This is a genomic window from Parafrankia sp. FMc2 (assembly GCF_041008525.1).
Lineage (GTDB): Bacteria > Actinomycetota > Actinomycetes > Frankiales > Frankiaceae > Parafrankia.
The window spans coordinates 24,175-42,195 of the sequence record NZ_JBFLUG010000069.1; the positions used below are offsets into that span (position 1 = coordinate 24,175).

General features: G+C 72.8%; 12 protein-coding genes and 1 rRNA gene. 1 reads left to right on the top strand and 12 read right to left on the bottom strand.

Annotated features, from left to right (window positions below; genetic code table 11):
* Positions 1-24 precede the first annotated feature (24 nt).
* The 4 genes from gatB to gatC all read right to left on the bottom strand — a co-directional run bounded on the left by gatB (position 25) and on the right by gatC (position 3,823).
* Positions 25-1,542: an Asp-tRNA(Asn)/Glu-tRNA(Gln) amidotransferase subunit GatB gene (gene gatB, locus AB1460_RS22060; protein ID WP_368963768.1), complete on the bottom strand. Its 1,518-nt coding sequence runs from the start codon at positions 1,540-1,542 to the stop codon at positions 25-27.
* Positions 1,539-1,886, bottom strand: coding sequence for a hypothetical protein (locus AB1460_RS22065; protein ID WP_368963770.1), 348 nt, complete (start codon positions 1,884-1,886; stop codon positions 1,539-1,541). Before AB1460_RS22065 ends, gatB begins: the two co-directional genes overlap by 4 nt.
* A gap of 75 nt (positions 1,887-1,961) precedes the next feature.
* A complete protein-coding gene (gene gatA / locus AB1460_RS22070) occupies positions 1,962-3,509 on the bottom strand; it encodes an Asp-tRNA(Asn)/Glu-tRNA(Gln) amidotransferase subunit GatA (protein ID WP_368963771.1) in 1,548 nt (515 codons plus the stop codon).
* 17 nt (positions 3,510-3,526) lie between these two features.
* A complete protein-coding gene (gene gatC, locus AB1460_RS22075) occupies positions 3,527-3,823 on the bottom strand; it encodes an Asp-tRNA(Asn)/Glu-tRNA(Gln) amidotransferase subunit GatC (RefSeq protein ID WP_026311616.1) in 297 nt (98 codons plus the stop codon).
* Positions 3,824-4,197: 374 nt separating this feature from the next.
* Here gatC and AB1460_RS22080 point away from each other — a divergent pair, with 374 nt between their 5' ends.
* Positions 4,198-4,926: an ACT domain-containing protein gene (locus tag AB1460_RS22080; RefSeq protein WP_368963779.1), complete on the top strand. Its 729-nt coding sequence runs from the start codon at positions 4,198-4,200 to the stop codon at positions 4,924-4,926.
* On the opposite strand, the gene AB1460_RS22085 is transcribed toward AB1460_RS22080, so the two are convergent.
* The 8 genes from AB1460_RS22085 to rrf all read right to left on the bottom strand — a co-directional run.
* A complete protein-coding gene (locus AB1460_RS22085) occupies positions 4,908-7,232 on the bottom strand; it encodes a putative bifunctional diguanylate cyclase/phosphodiesterase (RefSeq protein ID WP_368963772.1) in 2,325 nt (774 codons plus the stop codon). The two genes, AB1460_RS22080 and AB1460_RS22085, sit on opposite strands and share 19 nt — an antisense overlap.
* Before the next feature lie 140 nt (positions 7,233-7,372).
* A complete protein-coding gene (gene ligA / locus AB1460_RS22090) occupies positions 7,373-9,463 on the bottom strand; it encodes an NAD-dependent DNA ligase LigA (RefSeq protein WP_368963781.1) in 2,091 nt (696 codons plus the stop codon).
* Positions 9,464-9,527: 64 nt separating this feature from the next.
* Positions 9,528-10,637, bottom strand: a complete 1,110-nt coding sequence (locus AB1460_RS22095; RefSeq protein ID WP_420497337.1) for a methionine synthase — start codon at positions 10,635-10,637, stop codon at positions 9,528-9,530.
* A gap of 279 nt (positions 10,638-10,916) precedes the next feature.
* Complete coding sequence (mnmA, locus tag AB1460_RS22100; protein ID WP_368963783.1) at positions 10,917-11,975, bottom strand: tRNA 2-thiouridine(34) synthase MnmA; 1,059 nt, start codon at positions 11,973-11,975, stop codon at positions 10,917-10,919.
* Between the two features lie 31 nt (positions 11,976-12,006).
* Complete coding sequence (locus AB1460_RS22105) at positions 12,007-13,197, bottom strand: cysteine desulfurase family protein (RefSeq protein ID WP_368963776.1); 1,191 nt, start codon at positions 13,195-13,197, stop codon at positions 12,007-12,009.
* 206 nt (positions 13,198-13,403) lie between these two features.
* On the bottom strand, positions 13,404-13,910 hold the full coding sequence (locus AB1460_RS22110) for a MarR family winged helix-turn-helix transcriptional regulator (protein WP_071082469.1): 507 nt from the start codon (positions 13,908-13,910) through the stop codon (positions 13,404-13,406).
* A 257-nt stretch (positions 13,911-14,167) separates the two neighbouring features.
* Positions 14,168-17,617, bottom strand: a complete 3,450-nt coding sequence (locus AB1460_RS22115; protein ID WP_420497338.1) for a methylmalonyl-CoA mutase family protein — start codon at positions 17,615-17,617, stop codon at positions 14,168-14,170.
* A gap of 322 nt (positions 17,618-17,939) precedes the next feature.
* A 5S ribosomal RNA gene (gene rrf, locus AB1460_RS22120) occupies positions 17,940-18,021 on the bottom strand; the annotation flags it as partial.

An 18,021-nucleotide genomic window follows, 5' to 3' on the forward strand; every position in this document is an offset into this window, starting at 1 on the left:
CCGCCCGCGGTCGCCCGTCCGCGGTCAGGACACGCCAAGCCGTTCCAGCAGGAGCCGGCGGACGGCCGCGGCGTCGGCCTGCCCGCGCATCGTCTTCATGACCGTGCCGACCAGCGGCCCGACCGCGTTCAGCTTGCCGCCCCGGACCTTCTCCGCGATGTCCGGCGCGCCGGCGATCGCGGCGTCGACCGCGTCCCGCAGTGCCGAATCGTCGGAGACCACAGCCAGCCCGCGGGCCGCGACCACCTCGTCGGGCGAGCCGTCCCCGGCGAGCACCCCGTCGACGACCTTGCGCCCGAGGGCGTCGGTGAGCTGCCCGGCGGCCACGAGCTCGCAGATCCGGGCCACCTGGGCCGGGCTGATCGCCAGCTCACGCGGCTCCACCCCGGCATCCGCGGCGCGGCGGGCCAGCTCGTTGAGCCACCACTTGCGCGCCCCGGCCGGGCTGGCGCCCGCGGCGACCGTCGCCTCGACCAGGTCGAGGACCCCGGCGTTGCGCATCTCCTGCAGCTCCCGCACGGAGTAACCGTGCTCCGCGATGAGGCGGGCCCGCCGCTGCGCCGGCAGCTCCGGCAGGACCGCACGCAGCGCCTCGACGTACTCCGACGTCAGCGCGATCGGCGTGAGGTCCGGCTCCGGGAAGTATCGGTAGTCGGTCGCCTCCTCCTTCGAGCGACCGGAGGAGGTGCGCCCGGACGCCTCGTCGAAGTGCCGGGTCTCCTGGATGACGCGCTCGCCCGCGTCCAGCAGCGCCGCCTGCCGGACGATCTCGAACCGCACGGCCCGCTCGACCGAGCGCAGCGAGTTCAGGTTCTTCGTCTCCGACCGGGTGCCGAACGGCGCGTCCGGCTCGCCCTTCGCCGGCCGCAGGCGCAGCGAGACGTTCGCGTCGCAGCGCAGCGAGCCCTGGTCCATCCGGACGTCGGAGACGGCCAGCGACCGGCACAGCTCACGCAGCTCGTCGACGTAGGCGCGGGCGAGCTCCGGGGAACGGACGTCCGGCTCGGTGACGATCTCGACCAGCGGGATGCCGGCACGGTTGTAGTCGACCAGCGAGTGGGTCGCCCCGTGGATGCGCCCGGTCGCCCCGCCGACGTGCAGCGACTTGCCGGTGTCCTCCTCCAGGTGGACCCGCGTGATCCCGACCCGGTGGATCTCGCCCTCGACCTCGACGTCCAGCCAGCCGTTCTCGCACAGCGGCTCGTCGTACTGACTGATCTGGAAGTTCTTCGGCATGTCCGGGTAGAAGTAGTTCTTCCTGGCGAACCGGCACCAGGACGCGACCGTGCAGTTCAGCGCCAGCCCGATGAGCGTCGCGAACCGCACCGCGGCCTCGTTCACCACCGGCAGCGCACCGGGCAGGCCCAGGCAGACCGGGCACACCTGGGTGTTCGGGGTCGCCCCGAAGGCCGTCGCGCACCCGCAGAACATCTTGGACACGGTGCCGAGCTCGACGTGTGTCTCCAGCCCGATCACCGCCTCGTAGCGGGCCAGGGCGTCCTCGTAGGACGGGGTGGCGATGACGGGAGCCGCTGTGCTCACCGGGATGACTCCTCTTCGATGCCGTCGTCGAGTGCGCCGGGTTCCGCCCCGCCGTCCGGCCGGGCGGCACGCACAGTTTCGTCGCCGGACGTCGCCGCTGCGGGCTCCGTCATGCCCGGCGTGGTGCCCTGCTCGGCGGCGCCCTGGCTGGTCTGCGCTGCGGCCCGGCGGGTGTCGCGGAGGTGGACGTAGCCCAGCGCGACCGCGGCCGGCAGCCCGATGATCCCCCAGACCAGCAGGATCGGGCTCAGCGTCAGCGCGCCGAGGACGAGCACCACGAGCGTGAGCCCCCACACGACCAGCAGAAGTGCGCGGTCCTGACGACCACTGCGCAGCTCGACCATGTCCTCCTCGTCCTCCTCGTCGTTCCCGATCGCCGTTCCGCCGGATCTCGCCCGCTCCGTCGGCGGGTGGCGTGGCTAGAGCGCGGGTGCCTCGTCGAGCAGCGGGTGCCCACGCCGGGCGTCCAGAGCCGCCTCCAGCGCGCCGCCGACCAGGTAGAGGCGGTCGTCCGCGAAGGCGGGCGCCATGATCTGGATGCCGACCGGCAGCCCGCCCGCCAGCCCGGCCGGCAGGCTCATGGCCGGCCCGCCGGCGAGGTTCGACGGAATCGTGCACAGGTCCGACAGGTACATCGCGACCGGGTCGTCGACCCGGTCGCCGAGTGGGAAGGCCGGCGTCGGCGTGGTCGGCGAGACCAGCACGTCCGCCTGCTCGTAGGCGGCGGCGAAGTCACGGCTGATCAGCGTCCGCACCTTCTGCGCCTGCCCGTAGTAGGCGTCGTAGTAACCCGAGGACAGCGCGTAGGTGCCGAGCATGACCCGCCGCTTCACCTCGGCGCCGAAGCCGAGGTCACGGGTGCGGCTCATGACCTCCTCGGCGCCGGCGCGGCCGTCGTCACCGGCCCGCAGGCCGAAGCGCATCGCGTCGAAACGGGCCAGGTTGGACGAGCACTCGCTCGGCGCGATCAGGTAGTACGCCGCCAGCCCGTAGGTGAAGTGCGGGCAGCTCACCTCGACGACCTCGGCGCCGAGCCCGGCCAGCTCCTCGACGGCCGCGGTGAACGCCGCCTGCACACCGGCGTCGTAGCCTTCGCCGGACAGCTCGCGGACCACGCCGATGCGCATGCCGCGGATGTCGCGGCGGGCGGCCGCCTCCACCACGGGCGGCACCGGCAGGTCGACGCTGGTGCTGTCCCTGGGGTCATGCCCGGCGATGGCCGCGTGCAGCAGTGCGGCGTCGCCGACGGTGCGGGTGATCGGGCCCGCCTGGTCCAGCGAGCTGGAGAAGGCGATCAGGCCATACCGGCTGACGCCGCCGTAGGTCGGCTTCACGCCGACCAGGCCGCAGACCGCCGCCGGCTGCCGGATCGACCCACCGGTGTCGGTACCGATGGACAACGGTGCCTCGAAGGCCGCGACGGCTGCCGCGCTGCCACCGCTGCTCCCGCCCGGGATGCGGGTGAGATCCCACGGGTTGTGGGTCGGGCCGTAGGCGGAGTTCTCGGTGGACGAGCCCATCGCGAACTCGTCCATGTTCACCTTGCCGAGGACGATGACGTCCGCCGCGCGCAGCCGGGAGACGACAGTCGCGTCATACGGCGGCCGCCAGCCCTCCAGGATGCGGCTGCCGCAGGTCGTCGGCATGCCGCGGGCGGTGAACACGTCCTTCAGCGCGAGCGGGACGCCAGCCAGCGGGCCCAGCTTCTCCCCGCCTGCCCGGCGGGCGTCCACCGCGCGCGCGGCGGCGAGCGCGCCGTCGGCGTCGACGTGCAGGAACGCGTGCACCGCGTCGTCGACCTTGGCGATCCGGTCGAGAGCGGCGCGGGTGGCCTCCTGGGCGGAGAGCTCACCGGCGGCGATCGCGGCCGCCGTGGCGGCGGCGGTCAGCCGGACGACGTCGTCCGTCCGGCCGGACGCGGGGCCCGCGGGCGCGGCGGACGTCGGGGTGCCTGAAACGTCGGTCATCTGCGGCCTGGTGCCCTTCACTCTTCCGGATCGAGGATGCGCGGCACCCGGAACCGGCCCTCCTCGGCGGCGGGCGCGCCGGCGAGAACGTCGGCGACCGGCAGCGACGGGCGGGTCACGTCCGCGCGGAAGACATTGGTGAGCGGTACGGCGTGCGAGGTCGGCGGAATATCCGCCGCCGCCACCTCGGAGACCCGGGCCACGGCACCGAGGATCGCCTCGAGCTGGGGTGCGAGCGCGTCGAGCTCGGCCTCGGACAGGGACATCCGCGACAGGCGGGCGAGGTTCGCGACCTCGTCCCGGGTGATCGCCATTCCGGTGGACCCCTCGTGGGCGGTGGGCACAGGCCCGACATCGGCTAGGTCATCGCGCGGTCGCCGCGCGCCCGCGGTGCGGGACACGGACGTGGCGGCCGGCCCGGCCGGCAGCGTGCGCGCCGAGCCGTCACCGCCGCCCCGGCCGCTGCCATGCCGGACGCGGCCGGACCTGTACGGCCGGCTGCGCACCGGCGTGCGCGGCGTCGGCGTCGTCCTTCATCGTACGGGTCGGCGTCGCGAACCGGACGCGGCGCGTCCCGAAGCGGGCGCGGCGGGACACGCGAAGACCCGACTTTTCCGCGGCAGCCCCTTGACCTGGGCCGACATCCGCCCGTGACATGATCGCCATGACAGTGTCACACCCCTTGCGCATGCTCAGCCGCATGTCGTACCTGCTCAGGCTCGTGCTCCCCGATCACCCTGGTGCGCTGGGCGCGGTGGCGACGGCGCTCGGCGCGGCAGGCATCGACATCGTGAGTCTCTCGGTGGTCGAACACACCCCCGCCGGCGCGGTCGACGACATGATCGTCCTGCTGCCCCCGGGCGGGCTGGCCGACCGTGTGTACACCGCGGCCCAGTCCGTTCCGGGCGTCACCGTCGAGGCACTGCGGCCCTTCCTGGCCGACGGCGCCGGGATCGGCGACGACCTGGAGCTCGTCGACGCGCTGACCGAGCGCCCCGCCCAGGCCGCGGCGGTGCTGACCGAGCTGGTCGCGGGAGTCTTCCACGCTGACTGGGCGCTGCTGCTGGAGCATCTGGCGCCCGGCGACGCCCGGGTCCGGGAGGCCTCGGTCGGCGCGCCCAGCCTCGGCGGCGCCGACCTGGGAGTGCCGGAGCGGGTCCGCTTTCCGCTGCCGTGGCTGCCGCTGCCCGCGGCCCGGCGCATCGGGCCCGGCGACGGCGAGTTCCCCGCCCGCTGGGAGGCGGTCAACATGGAGCTCGTCGCGGCGCCCGTGGGCCACGAGCGGCTCGCCCTGCTCCTCGGCCGGCCGGGCGGCCCGGCGTTCCGCTCCTCCGAGATCGCCCGGCTGGCCCACCTGGCCGGCATCGCTGCCAGTCTCGCCCGCGCCGCCAACAACGGTCAGCGCGGTCGCGAGTGAGTGATGGCGTCGCCACCGGGCCCGTCCGGGCGCCCGGCGCCGGCCCGGCCGTCGTCACGCCGAGGCTGCCCACAACAGGCGAGCTCGCCCCAGGACGCCCCGGACGATCGCCCGGCGAGCTGTCCGGGCTCAGGCCCGAGGCCGGTCGCGGGCACCGCTCCGTTCCCGCTCGCCGCTCCGGGTCCAAGTCCGGTCAACCCGTCGCCGGGCTCGGCGAGCCAGGGCGTGAGCAGCGTCGCCGGCAGTGCCGGCGCAACATGCCAGCCCTGCGCCGCGTGCGCACCGAACCCGGCGAGCCGACACCACTCCGCGGACGTCTCGACCCCCTCCGCGACAACCCGCAGCCCCAGGTCGGAGGCAAGGCGGACCACGGCGCGGACGAAGGCTGCGTCACGCACGGCGGTCTCCATCCGGCGGATCACCGTCCGGTCGATCTTGATCTCGTCGATCGGCAGGCGCCGCAGGGCCTCGAGTGAGACCAGGCCGGTCCCGAAGTCGTCCAGACTCACCGAGATGCCCAGATCGGCGAGGTCGCGAAGGGCGCTGGCAGGGTCTCCCCCGGCCGCGGTGAGAGCCTTCTCCGTCACCTCGAAGGTGAGTGTGTCCGCCGGGAGGTCGCTGGCGGCCAGTGCACTCGCGACGGAGCCCACGAACCGGGGGTCCCCCAGATCACGCGAGGACACGTTCACCGCGATGGCGACCGGGATGCCGGCCGCATGCCAGCGGGCTGTCTGCGCCAGCGCCGCGTCGATCGCCCACGAGGTGAGCGGGCGCATCAGACCGGTGGACTCGGCGAGCGGCACGAACACCCCCGGCAGCAGCAGGCCGCGGCTGGGGTGCCGCCAGCGCAGCAGCGCTTCGGCCCGCCGCACCCGCCCGTCGATGATCTCCGCCTGCGGCTGGTAGTGCAGCTCGAGCTGCCCCTGGTCGAGGGCATAGCCGAGCTCGGCTGCCGTGCGGGCGCGCAGCCGTGCCCGGCGGGCGTCCTGCGGCCCGTAGGCCTGGACACCCAGCCGGTGCTCCTTGGCCGCGTACATCGCGACGTCGGCGCATCGCGACAGCGCCGGCAGGTCGCTGCCGTCATCCGGGTACAGCGCCACGCCGACGCTCACGTCGATCTCGCAGGACTGGCCGTCGATCTCGTACCCGGCACGCACGACCCCGCGGACCCGGCCGGCCACCTCGGCGGCGACCGCCCGGCCTGCCGAGCCCGCCGGCAGGGCGGGGAGCAGCACGGCGAACTCGTCCCCGCCGAGCCGTGCGACGACGTCCCCGGGCCGCAGCGCGGCCGTCAGGCGGGCCGCCGCGACGACCAGCAGCCGGTCCCCGACCTCATGTCCCAGCCGGTCGTTGACCTCCTTGAACCGGTCGAGGTCGAGGAGCAGCAGCCCGACGCGTGTCCCGCTGTGCTCGGCCGCGGCGAAGCTGAGCGCGGCGCGCTCGGCGAGCGCCGCCCGGTTCGGCAGCCCGGTGAGCCCGTCGTGGCGGGCCTCGTGCTCCTTCTGCCGAACGGCCTCGCCGACCCGGCCCACCACCCGCAACGCGGGCAGCAGCAGCAGCGCGAGCCATGGGCCACGATCGGCGGCGATCACGATCAGCGGCGCGAGCGAGAGCACTGCTGCCCCGGCCGCCACGCGCCGATGCAGTTCGACGAACGCCATCCGACGGCGGCCGGCCAGCCGCCACGGGCCCGCCGACGGGCCCGCCGACGGGCTCGGCTGCGAGCTGGACGCCAGGCTGGACGTCGGGCGCCGTGCCGGGCCCGGCACGGCGCAGGGCAGGTCCTCGACGACGAAGAGCACCAGCGCGGCGAGTGCCACGGCGGGCAGCTCCGCGGTGCCGAGATCGTGATCGATACCGCAGGCGGCGACCACCGCCCCCGCCGCCGCGAGACCGAGGGCGCGCCGCCCCACCCTCGCCATCACCTGCCAGGCGGGTACCCCCCGCCGCCGGACCGGCAGGGCGACGACCAGGTGGACGGCGAGCGCCGCCGGCGCGCCCCAGCCGAGCAGGATCGCGAACAGGAAGGCCCCGCTCAGATCCGTGCCGCCGAGCCCCACCCGGCCTGCCACCGGCACGCCGGACAGGAGTGACAGCTGTGTCTGCGGACGGACGACCAGCGCGAGGCCGGCAAGGGGCACGAAGGCGATACCCAGGTCGCTGAAGCCGCCGCGCCAGAGGCCCACCCCGATGATCAGTAGCGCCGTGAGGCATCCGACCGTGCCGAGCACCCGGGCCCGAGCCGGTTCGGGCGGCTTCGGCGACGCAGCGGGCGCGCCGACCAGCCGGAGCCCGCAGCCGCGCATCAACAACGTCCTGGTTTGTCCCGAGTCGACCTGGCGACGCGTTGCGGGGGCATGTCGGAGCCGCCCAGCCGGCGCACCGGAACGCGACAGTACGTATGACTGCTCACCGTGATGAACCTTTCGCTGCCAGGATCCGAAGGCTACCCTTCATCCCCTTCGAGCACGGCATGCACCCTGGCCGCATCCGCTCCGTTATCAAGGAGGGCAGCGAATCCGGCCTCGTCCAGCAGCGGGATCTTCAGGCTGCGCGCCTTCTCGTACTTCGCCGTCCCGGGGTCCGCACCGGCCACCACGAAGGTCGTCTTCTTGCTGACCGACCCGGTGACCTTGCCGCCGCGTGCCTGCACCGCCTCGGTGGCGGTGTCACGGCTCCACCCGTCCAGCGTGCCGGTGATGACCAGGGTGACGCCGTCGAGCGGCCCGGGGCCCTCACCCGCCCCCTCGTCCGCGAGCCGGGCGCCGCCGGCAGCGAGCCGGGCGACCAGATCACGATGGCGGGGATCGGTGAACCAGTCGACGACGGCGTCGGCGATCTTCGGCCCGACCCCGTCGACAGCGGCGAGCCGCTCGGCCGGCGCCGCGGCGATCGCGTCGAGGGACCGCAGCTCGCGGGCCAGCGCGCGGGCGGCCGTCGGCCCCACATGCCGGATCGACAACCCGACCAGCAGCCGCCACAGCGGCCGGTCCCGCGCCGCGTCGACTCCGCGCAGGATCTGCTCGATCTTCCGGTCAGCGAAGCCGCGCAGCCCGTCGAACGACTCCGCCGTCAGGTGGAAGACGTCACCGATGTCGCGGATGCGGCCCTCGGCCAACAGGACCGTCGCCGTCTCGTATCCCAGCCCGTCGATGTCCAGCGCCCCGCGGGACGCCAGATGGAACACGGACTCCCGCAGCTGCGCGGGGCACGACACCGTGTTGGGGCACCTGATGTCCACCTCGCCCTCGGGGCGGCCCAGCTCGGTGCCGCACTCCGGGCAGTGCGTGGGCATGACGAACGCCCGCTCGGAGCCGTCCCGCAGGTCGACGACCGGACTGACGATCTCCGGAATGACGTCACCCGCCTTGCGCACCACGACGGTGTCGCCGATGAGCACACCCTTGCGGCCGACCTCGTCGATGTTGTGCAGGGTGGCCATCGCCACCGTCGAGCCCGCCACCTTGACCGGCTCGAGCACCCCGAACGGGGTGACCCGGCCGGTGCGGCCGACGTTCACCTTGATGTCCCGCAGCCGGGTGGTGACCTCCTCCGGCGGGTACTTGAACGCGACCGCCCAGCGGGGCGCCTTGGACGTCGCGCCGAGCCGCCGCTGCTGGGCGAACTCGTCGACCTTGATGACCACCCCGTCGATCTCGTGCTCGACGTCGTGCCGGTGCTCACCCCACTCGCGGATGAACGCCAGCACCTCGTCGACGCCCGCGAACACCCGGTGGCGGGCCGAGACCGGCAGGCCCAGCTCGGCGAGCCGCGCGTAGGCCGCCGACTGGGAGGTCGCCTCGAACCCCCGGTGGGCGCCCACCCCATGGACGATCATGTCGAGCGGGCGGCCCGCGGTAACCCGGGGATCCTTCTGCCGCAGCGACCCCGCGGCGGCGTTGCGCGGGTTCGCGAACGGCGCCTTCCCCGCCTCGACCAGCGACGCGTTCAGCTCGGTGAAGCGCGCGGTCGGGAAGAAGACCTCGCCACGCACCTCCAGCAGTTCCGGCACGCCTGCCCCCCGCAGCCGGGCCGGCACGCTACGCAGCGTGCGCACGTTCGGCGTGATGTCCTCCCCCGTGCGCCCGTCACCGCGGGTCGCCGCGCGCACCAGCACGCCGTTGTCGTAGACGAGGTCGACCGCGAGCCCGTCGATCTTCAGCTCGCACAGCCACGCCGTGACCGGCTGTTCCCGCGCGGCGCGCGCCGCCCAGGCGTGGAAGTCCTCCTCGGTGAACACGTTGTCCAGCGACAGCAGGCGCTCGAGATGCTCGACCGGCGTGAACAGCGTCGAGTAGGAGCCCGCCACCTTCTGCGTCGGTGAGTCGGGCGTACGCAGGTCCGGACGGCGCTGCTCGATCGCCTCGAGCTCGCGCATGAGGGTGTCGTACTCGGCGTCAGAGACGGTGGGCGCATCGAGCACGTAGTAGCGGTGGGCGTGCTCCTCCAGCTCCCGGGCCAGGTCGGCGGCCCGCGCCCGGTCATCCGTGTCAGCTTTGCCGTCGGCCTCCGCCGCATCGCTCACATGGGCACTCATCGGCTCGGCAGCCACCTCCTCAACGCTCACCGCACTCGCTCCCGCGGCACTGCGGCGGACATTCTCACTCCGGAGATTCCACCAGGACCCGTGCCGCCTGGCGGCAGTGGCGCAGAACAGACCGCGCGTCGTCCAGACTGGCATCGGCCAGGCCACACGTTGGTGTCACCGCCACCACCTCTCCGAGCCGATCCGGTGCGAAGCCGAGCCGGCGCCACAGGTCCACCGCCACCATGACCGTACGGCGAGGGTCCGACAGATCCGCGCCGCGCGAGGTCGGTACCAGACCGAACATGAGGCCGAGGCCGGCGTCGACCGCCTCGCCGACGGCGTCGTCCTCGGCCCGGGTGAGCAGGGTCGCGTCCAGGCCTACGAACCGCGCGCCGGCGCGGCGCAGCAGGTCGAGCGGCACCTGCGGCGCGCAGCAGTGCACGCCGGCGGCGGCCACGGGTCCCACCGCCGCAGCGGCACCGAGCACGGCGGCGAGCCGCTCGATGGCCGGGCCCTCCTCCACCGCGGGCACCACCGAGAAGCCGCTGGGGGTACGGATCCGCCCGGCGAGCACCGCCGGCAGGGACGGCTCGTCGATCTGGACGAGCAGGCGCGCGCCCGGGATCCGGCGGCCGAGGTCGGCGAGGAGGAGTGCCAGCCCCTCCGCGAGGGCCTCGGCGATGTCACGGACGGCCCCCTGGTCGGAGAGCGCCTTGTGGCCCCGCGGCAGCTCCACCGAGCTCGCCAGCGTCCAGGGGCCGGCGAAGGCGACCTTGAGTGGGCCGGTGTAGCCCGCCGCGGCCTCGGTGAACACGTCGAGGTCGTGCTCGAGGAAGTCACGGGCTCGGCGCAGCTCGAGCCCCGGGCGCGGCACCAGCCGCCAGCCGGAGGGCTGGTGGTCGACCGGCATGTCCACCAGCACGGCCAGACTCCGACCGATCATGTCAGCGCCCAGGCCACGACCCGGCAGCTCCGGCAGGAACGGCAGCTCAGGAACCTCGCCGAGGACGTACCGAGCGGCCTCGACCGGGTCGACGCCCGGCAGCGAGCCGACACCGGAAACGCACCCCGCCGCCCACGGGAGCCCCTTCGGCGCGGCCGGCGCACCCTCGCCGCGGTCCTGGCCGGCACCGTCCACCGCCGGGACCCGCTCGGGCTCCCGCTCCACCGCAGACCAGTTCATCGCCACATCGCCACATCGACTCCTTCGTCTCCGCCCGCATCCGCCCCCGGATCGCCGGCAGCGGACCACAGCGGATCACAGCTGGCCAGCCACGCCCGCACCGGCACCGGCGCTGGCACCCACACCGGCGCTGGCACCGCCGTGCCCACGGTCGGAGCCAGCAGCGCTCGGGCCCGCGGCAGGCCAGGGGATCGGTGCGACGGGTCAGGTGGGAACAGGCCAGATGGGAACAGGACCGGCAGGAACGGGTCGGACAGGAACGGGTCGGACAGCGACGAGTCAGCCGGCGAGGGAGCGGATACGCCCGCCGCCGAGGACCCGGTCCCCGTCGTAGAAGACCACGGCCTGGCCCGCGGCAGTGCCGCGCACCGGTTCGGCCAGCCGCGCGTCGAGCTCGTCCCCACGGGCCGTCACTGTCGCCGGGACAACACCGCCATGAGCCCTGACCTGCGCGGTGCATGACACGGAGCCCTCGTGGGGCCACACGATCCGCTCCGCGACGAGGCTGCGCATATCCAGTGCCTCCGCCGGCCCGACGGTCACCGTCGATGTCACCGGGGACAGTTCGAGGACGTACCGCGGGCGGCCGTCCGGGGCGGGACGGCCGAGCCGCAGGCCCCGGCGCTGCCCGACCGTGAAGGCGTAGGCACCGTCGTGCTCGCCGAGCGTCTCGCCGGTGCCCGCGTCCACGATCGGGCCCGGCCGCGGGCCCAGCCGCTCGCGCAGCCACGCCCCGGTGTCGCCAGAGGCGACGAAGCAGATGTCATGGCTGTCCGGCTTGTCGGCAACACCGAGGCCACGGCGCGCCGCCTCCGCGCGGACCTGCTCCTTCGTCGAGTCCCCGAGCGGGAAGCGGGCCGCGGCCAGCTGCTCCGGACGCAGTGTGCCGAGCACGTACGACTGGTCCTTGGCCAGGTCGACCGAGCGGCGCAGCGTCCCGTCCGGGTCGAGACGGGCGTGGTGGCCGGTGACGACCGCATCGAAGCCGAGCGCCAGCGCCCGGTCCAGCACAGCAGCGAACTTGATGCGCTCGTTGCAGCTCACGCACGGGTTGGGGGTGCGGCCGGCGGAGTAGTCGGCGACGAACTGATCGATGACCTCGGACTCGAACCGGTCGGCGAGATCCCAGACATAGAAGGGGATGCCGAGCACGTCCGCGGCCCGGCGGGCGTCGCGGGCGTCCTCCAGCGTGCAGCACCCACGGGAGCCGACCCGGTCGGAGGCCGGGGTCCGGGCGAGCGCGAGGTGGACGCCCGTCACGTCATGGCCGGCGTCCACAGCCCGTGCCGCGGCCACCGCCGAGTCGACCCCGCCCGACATGGCCGCGAGCACCTTCATCCTGCCCACGATCCCACTCCCTCTGCGGACCTCAGCCTCGGGGACTGAGCCCGGCGAGTTCACCGGCCCGGGCGGCGCGTTCCACCACCGGGCCGATCACGGCGACGAGCGCATCGACATCCCGCGCCGCCGAGCCGTGCCCGAGCGAGAAGCGCAACGACCCGCGCGCATGCGCCTCGTCGGCACCCATAGCCAACAGCACATGCGAGGGCCTCGCGATTCCCGCCGAACAGGCGGAACCCGTCGAGCATTCCACACCGTGTGCGTCCAACAGCATGAGCAGCGAGTCTCCCTCGCACCCCGGGAAGGTCAGATGGGCGTTGCCCGGCAACCGGCCCGGCCCGGGCGGCGCGCCGTTCAAGGTCGCCCCGGGAACCTCGGCCAGAACCCTGCGGACGAGGTCGTCGCGCAGTGCCGCGAGCCGGGCCTGCTCCGCGGGCAGTTCCGCCCGGGCGGCCCGCGCGGCCGCCGCGAACGCGGCGACACCGGGGGTGTTGAGGGTGCCGGACCGGATGTCGCGCTCCTGCCCGCCTCCGTGCGCCAGGGGCTCCAGTTCCAGACCGCGCCGCACCAGCAGCGCACCCACCCCCACCGGCCCGCCGATCTTGTGGGCGCTGATCGTCAGCGCGTCTGCCCCGCTGGCGGCGAAGGACGTCTCGACCTGCCCGAACGCCTGCACCGCATCGGTGTGAAAGGGGATGCCGCAGCCATGCGCGACCCGGGCCAGCTCGGCGACCGGCTGGATGGTTCCCACCTCGCTGTTCGCCCACATCACCGAGATCATCGCGACGGAGGCGGGATCGTCCCCCACCGCGGCGCGCAGCACCTCCGGCGCCACCAGGCCCGTCCCGTCCACCGGCAGCAGCTCCAGGACGGCTCCCTGGTGCCTGGCCAGCCAGGACGCCGTGTCCAGCACCGCAGGATGCTCGACGGCGCTCACCAGCAGCCGCCGCCGCCGGGGGTCGGCGGCGCGGCGCGACCAGTACAGGCCCTTCACCGCGAGGTTGTCGCTCTCCGTCCCACCCCCCGTGAAGATCACATCGGATGGTCGCGCGCCGAGCACCTCGGCCAGGGACTCCCGCGCCTCCTCGACGGTCCTGCGCGCGCGCCGGCCGCCGGCGTGCAGCGAGGAGGCGTTTCCCGCGTCAGCCAGGGCGGCGGTGAACGCCTCGACCGCCTCCGGGCGCATGGGCGTGGTCGCCGCGTGGTCGAGGTAGGTCACGTCTGTAGAGGGTAGCTGTCGCCCGCGCCACCCACCGGGACTCGCGGGCCCACCCGGACCAGGCCTGTAACACTGCTCGCCGCTGTCCGGGTGCCCGTCGTGGAAGGCCACGGCCCGGCGCCCAGGACGGCGCGAAGGGCACCCCGGCCCGGCCTGGAGGCGTCCTGGAAGACCCGGGCTGGTCCTGCGCGGGCCGCCGGGAACGATCAGAAGTCGCCGGCGCGGCTCCGCAGGTCGGTCAGCAGGTCGACCAGTTCGGTCACCCCGTTCTCGGGCAGGCCTGGGTCGGCGAAGACGCTCTCGTTGAGGCGGGTCGTCGCGGCGAGTGCGGTCGCGCGACCTTCGTCCGTGATCTCGGCGAGGACGGCCCGCCGGTCGGTCGGATGTGGCTGTCGGCGCACCTGCCCACGGGCCTCCAGACGGTCGACCGCGCTGGTGACGCTGGTCGGATGGACCTGCAGCAGGCTTCCGATGCGACTCAGTGGCAACGAGCCCTTCCGGCTGAACAACAACAGCATGAGGAGCTCGTACCGGGCGAAAGTAAGATCGAGCGGGCGAAGCACCTCGTCAACCCGGGCAAGCAGGATCTGTTGTGCACGCATCACCGATGTGACGGCGGCCATACCATCCGCCACGCCGCCCCATCCGTGTGCTTTCCACTGCCGGTGCGCCTCCGCGATCGGGTCGGCCGGAAGAGGCTTCGGCTGCGTCACGGGTGCGGTTCTCCAAATGCGGGTCATCGGACAGACGGCGCCATCCACTATGCCATTCCGACCCACCCTCGCGGATCCCGGCCAACGGCCGCTGCGCCATGGCAGCCCAGCGGGACAACAGCTGCGGCGACATCCCAGGGGGCGGAACACGGTCGGTGTGACCGGGCCCCCGGACCCGGCCACCCGGCAGTGGCGCCGACAGCCTGACGCCCTGACGGCGCCGCGACGGTGCGCCCGCGTCAGATGTTGCGCCCGCGTCAGATGTTGCGCCGGTACTGACCGCCGACGTCGAAGAACGCCGCACTGATCTGGCCCAGCGAGCACACCCGCGCCGCCTCCATCAGCACCTCGAATGTGTTACCACCGGCCGCGGCCACCTTCCGCAGGCGGTCGAGCGCCAGCGCAGCGGCGTCCGCGTTACGGCCGTTGAAGTCCGCGAGGCGCCGCAGCTGGGACTGCTTCTCCTCTTCCGTGGCCCGGGCGAGTTCCAGCGGGCCGGCATCCTTCTCGTCGACATCCGGACCGAGGAATGTGTTGACGCCGACGATCGGCAGGGAACCATCATGCTTACGCCGCTCGTAGAGCATCGACTCGTCCTGGATCCGGCCGCGCTGGTAGCCGGTTTCCATCGCGCCGAGAACACCGCCCCGTTCCGAGATCCGCTCGAACTCGGCGAGGACGGCCTCCTCGACCAGGTCGGTGAGTTCGTCGATCACATGGGAACCCTGCAGCGGGTTCTCGTTGCCGGCGAGGCCCCACTCCTGGTCGATGATCATCTGGATCGCCAGCGCGCGCCGGACCGACTGCTCGGTGGGCGTCGTCACCGCCTCGTCGTAGGCGTTGGTGTGCAGGCTGTTGCAGTTGTCGTAGATCGCGCACAGCGCCTGCAGGGTCGTTCGGATGTCGTTGAAGTTCATCTCCCTCGCGTGCAGCGAGCGGCCCGAGGTCTGCACGTGGTACTTGAGCTTCTGGGAGCGTTCCGAGGCGCCGTAACGCTCGCGCATCGCCACTGCCCAGATCCGCCGGGCGACCCGACCGATCACGCTGTACTCGGCGTCCATGCCGTTGGAGAAGAAGAACGACAGGTTCGGCGCGAAGTCGTCGATGTCCATCCCGCGGGCCAGGTACGCCTCGACATAGGTGAATCCGTTGGCGAGAGTGAACGCGAGCTGGCTGATCGGGTTCGCGCCGGCTTCCGCAATGTGATAGCCGGAGATCGACACGGAATAGAAGTTCCGCACCCGGTTGTCGATGAACCACTGCTGCATGTCCGCCATGCAGCGCAACGCGAACTCGGTGGAGAAGATGCAGGTGTTCTGGCCCTGGTCCTCCTTGAGGATGTCGGCCTGTACCGTTCCCCGCACGTTCGCCAGCGCCCACGCCGCCGCCTCGGCCGTCTCGGCCGCCGAGGGCTCGCGGCCGTGTTCCGTCCGGAAGGCCTCGATCCGCTGGTCGATCGCCGTGTTGAGGAACATGGCGAGGATCGCCGGCGCCGGCCCGTTGATCGTCATCGAGACGCTTGTTGTCGCCGCGCACAGGTCGAAGCCCGCGAAAAGGACCTTCATGTCGTCGAGGGTCGCCACCGACACCCCGGAGGTGCCGATCTTCCCGTAGACATCGGGCCGGGAGCCGGGATCCCGCCCGTACAGCGTCACCGAATCAAACGCTGTGCTGAGCCGGGTCGCCGGAGAATCAGCGGAGAGCAGGTGAAAGCGGCGGTTCGTCCGGAACGGGTCGCCTTCGCCGGCGAACATCCGGGCCGGGGCCTCACCGGTCCGCTTGAAGGGGAAGACGCCCGCGGTGAACGGGAACATCCCGGGCAGGTTCTCCCGGCGGCGGAAACGCACCAGCCGCGCGTCGTCGTCGATGTCCGGAACAGCGACCCGTGGCACGGACGTCCCGGAGAGTGTGACCCGCCGCAGCGGCGTGCGGATCTCCTGGCCGCGCACCACGTAGACCATCTCGTCCCCGGAGCGCTCGGCGAGCAGCGCCGGCCAGGAATCGAGCAGCTCACGGGTCTCGCGATCCAGCCCCGCGTCGGCCGCGTCCCGCAGTTCTCGCAGCCTGTCCACCCCGTCGGCCGAGCCAGCCGAGCTGGCAGAACGCGTCGACCCCTCGGATCGTTCAGCCTCCGCGGAACCGACGGACCGATCGAGCTCGGTGATCGCGGTCGTCAGATGCTGCCGACGGCGCGCGGCGGACGCCTGCTCCTCGGTGTGCGCGTGATACTCCCGCACCGCATCCGCGATCTCGGCCAGGTAGCGCACCCGGCTCGGCGGCACGACGGTCGTGAGGCCCGAGGAGACCCGCCCGTCGACCGGTGCCAGCACACCTGCGTCGAGCTTCAGGCCGTGATCGTGGAGCAGTGCGCGCAGGAACAGGTAGAGCGCAGTGACACCGTCGTCGTTGAACCGCGCGGCCGAGGTGCCGAACACCGGCATGTCCTCCCACGCGGCACCGAAGTCCTCTCGGTTACGGACCATCTGACGAGCGACGTCGCGCCGCGCGTCCTCCGCACCCCGCCGCTCGAACTTGTTGACGGCGACGAGGTCGGCGAAGTCGAGCATGTCGATCTTCTCGAGCTGGGAGGCCGCACCGTACTCGGGCGTCATCACGTACATCGAGACGTCGCAGAAGGGCACGATGGCGGCGTCGCCCTGGCCGATGCCGGGCGTCTCCACGATCACCAGGTCGTACCCGGCGACCTTGCAGGCCGCGATGATGTCGGCGAGCTGCTCCGGCAGCTCCCGCCCCGCCTTACGGGTGGCCAGGGAGCGGAAGAACGCCCGTGGGCCGGCCGCAGGCGCGGACTCGTCCACGCCGGCGACCGCGGCGCCACCGCCGCCGGACGCCGGAGCGGCATTCGCAGCAGCGGCAGCGGCAGCGGCAGCAGCAGCAGCGGCGTTGTCCGGCAGCGCCGCCAGTGCGTTCATCCTGATCCGGTCACCGAGCAACGCACCGCCACCACGGCGCCGGGTCGGGTCAACGGCGAGGACGGCGATCCGCAGCGCATCCCCCTGGTCCAGCCGGAAGCGGCGCAGCACCTCGTCGGTAAGGGAGGACTTCCCGGAGCCACCGGTGCCCGTGATACCCAGCACCGGAACCTTGGGCCCCCGTTCGGCAGCGTCCCGCAGCCCGGCCGCGAAGCCTTCGTCGCGCCCCGCTTCCAGGACGGTGATCGCCCTGGCGAGTACCGTCTCGTCGCCACCGCGCACCTGCGCGACCGAGGGAGCGTCGACGGCCAGATCGATGTCGCTCTCGCGAACAATGCTGTTGACCATGAGTGCGAGCCCGAGCCGCTGCCCGTCCTCCGGGGAGAAGATCCGCGCGACGCCACGGGAATGCAGTAGTTCGATCTCCTCGGGGACGATCACACCACCACCACCCCCGTAGACCCGGATGTGCCCGGCGCCCCGGGCCCGGAGTCGCTCGATCAGGTAGCTGAAGTACTCGACATGGCCGCCTTGATAGGACGAGATCGCGATGGCCTGTGCATCTTCCTGGATGGCGGCGCTGACAACCTCGTCCACGCCCCGGTCGTGCCCCAGGTGGATCACCTCGGCGCCCTGCGCCTGCAGGATCCGACGCATGATGTTGATCGCCGCGTCGTGCCCGTCGAACAGGGCTGCGGCGGTGACGACGCGCACCGGCCAGACGGGCACGTGCAGGGTGGGGGTCTCCTGACCCGCCACGGTGACTGCGCTCATGCGGCTCGCTCCCCTGGACGGAACTCCGGTGCCAACGCCCCTCGTTGGCACTCCGATAGTAGGACGTCCATCAAACTGGAGCCACCGGAGCCCGCCTCTGCACGCACCACACCACTCGCCGTCAGGGCGCCCCGACCAGCAGCGGGAGGGCCTTCAGCCGCCCGGGCTGGTGCGTGCTGTGAGGTACGGCACCAGGCGCAACAGACCAGTGCCCGCACCGCCGCACCAGCCTGCACACGGCTCGTCGGCTGCGGGAAACGTGCCTCAAACACAGGTAGGGGCTGCTCCCGGCCCAAGCCAGAAACAGCCCCCACCAAAAGAAGTCCGGCGGCGTCCTACTCTCCCACGCGGTACCCCGCGCAGTACCATCGGCGCTGAAGGGCTTAGCTACCGGGTTCGGAATG

What these genes read in the sequence shown, in the direction of transcription:
- AB1460_RS22065 (WP_368963770.1), bottom strand. Translation starts at nt 1,886, where the DNA reads ATGGTCGAGCTGCGCAGTGGTCGTCAGGACCGCGCACTTCTGCTGGTC.
- gatA (WP_368963771.1), bottom strand. Translation starts at nt 3,509, where the DNA reads ATGACCGACGTTTCAGGCACCCCGACGTCCGCCGCGCCCGCGGGCCCC.
- gatC (WP_026311616.1), bottom strand. Translation starts at nt 3,823, where the DNA reads ATGGCGATCACCCGGGACGAGGTCGCGAACCTCGCCCGCCTGTCGCGG.
- AB1460_RS22080 (WP_368963779.1), top strand. Translation starts at nt 4,198, where the DNA reads ATGCTCAGCCGCATGTCGTACCTGCTCAGGCTCGTGCTCCCCGATCAC.
- AB1460_RS22085 (WP_368963772.1), bottom strand. Translation starts at nt 7,232, where the DNA reads ATGCGCGGCTGCGGGCTCCGGCTGGTCGGCGCGCCCGCTGCGTCGCCG.
- ligA (WP_368963781.1), bottom strand. Translation starts at nt 9,463, where the DNA reads ATGAGTGCCCATGTGAGCGATGCGGCGGAGGCCGACGGCAAAGCTGAC.
- AB1460_RS22095 (WP_420497337.1), bottom strand. Translation starts at nt 10,637, where the DNA reads ATGAACTGGTCTGCGGTGGAGCGGGAGCCCGAGCGGGTCCCGGCGGTG.
- mnmA (WP_368963783.1), bottom strand. Translation starts at nt 11,975, where the DNA reads ATGAAGGTGCTCGCGGCCATGTCGGGCGGGGTCGACTCGGCGGTGGCC.
- AB1460_RS22115 (WP_420497338.1), bottom strand. Translation starts at nt 17,617, where the DNA reads ATGAGCGCAGTCACCGTGGCGGGTCAGGAGACCCCCACCCTGCACGTG.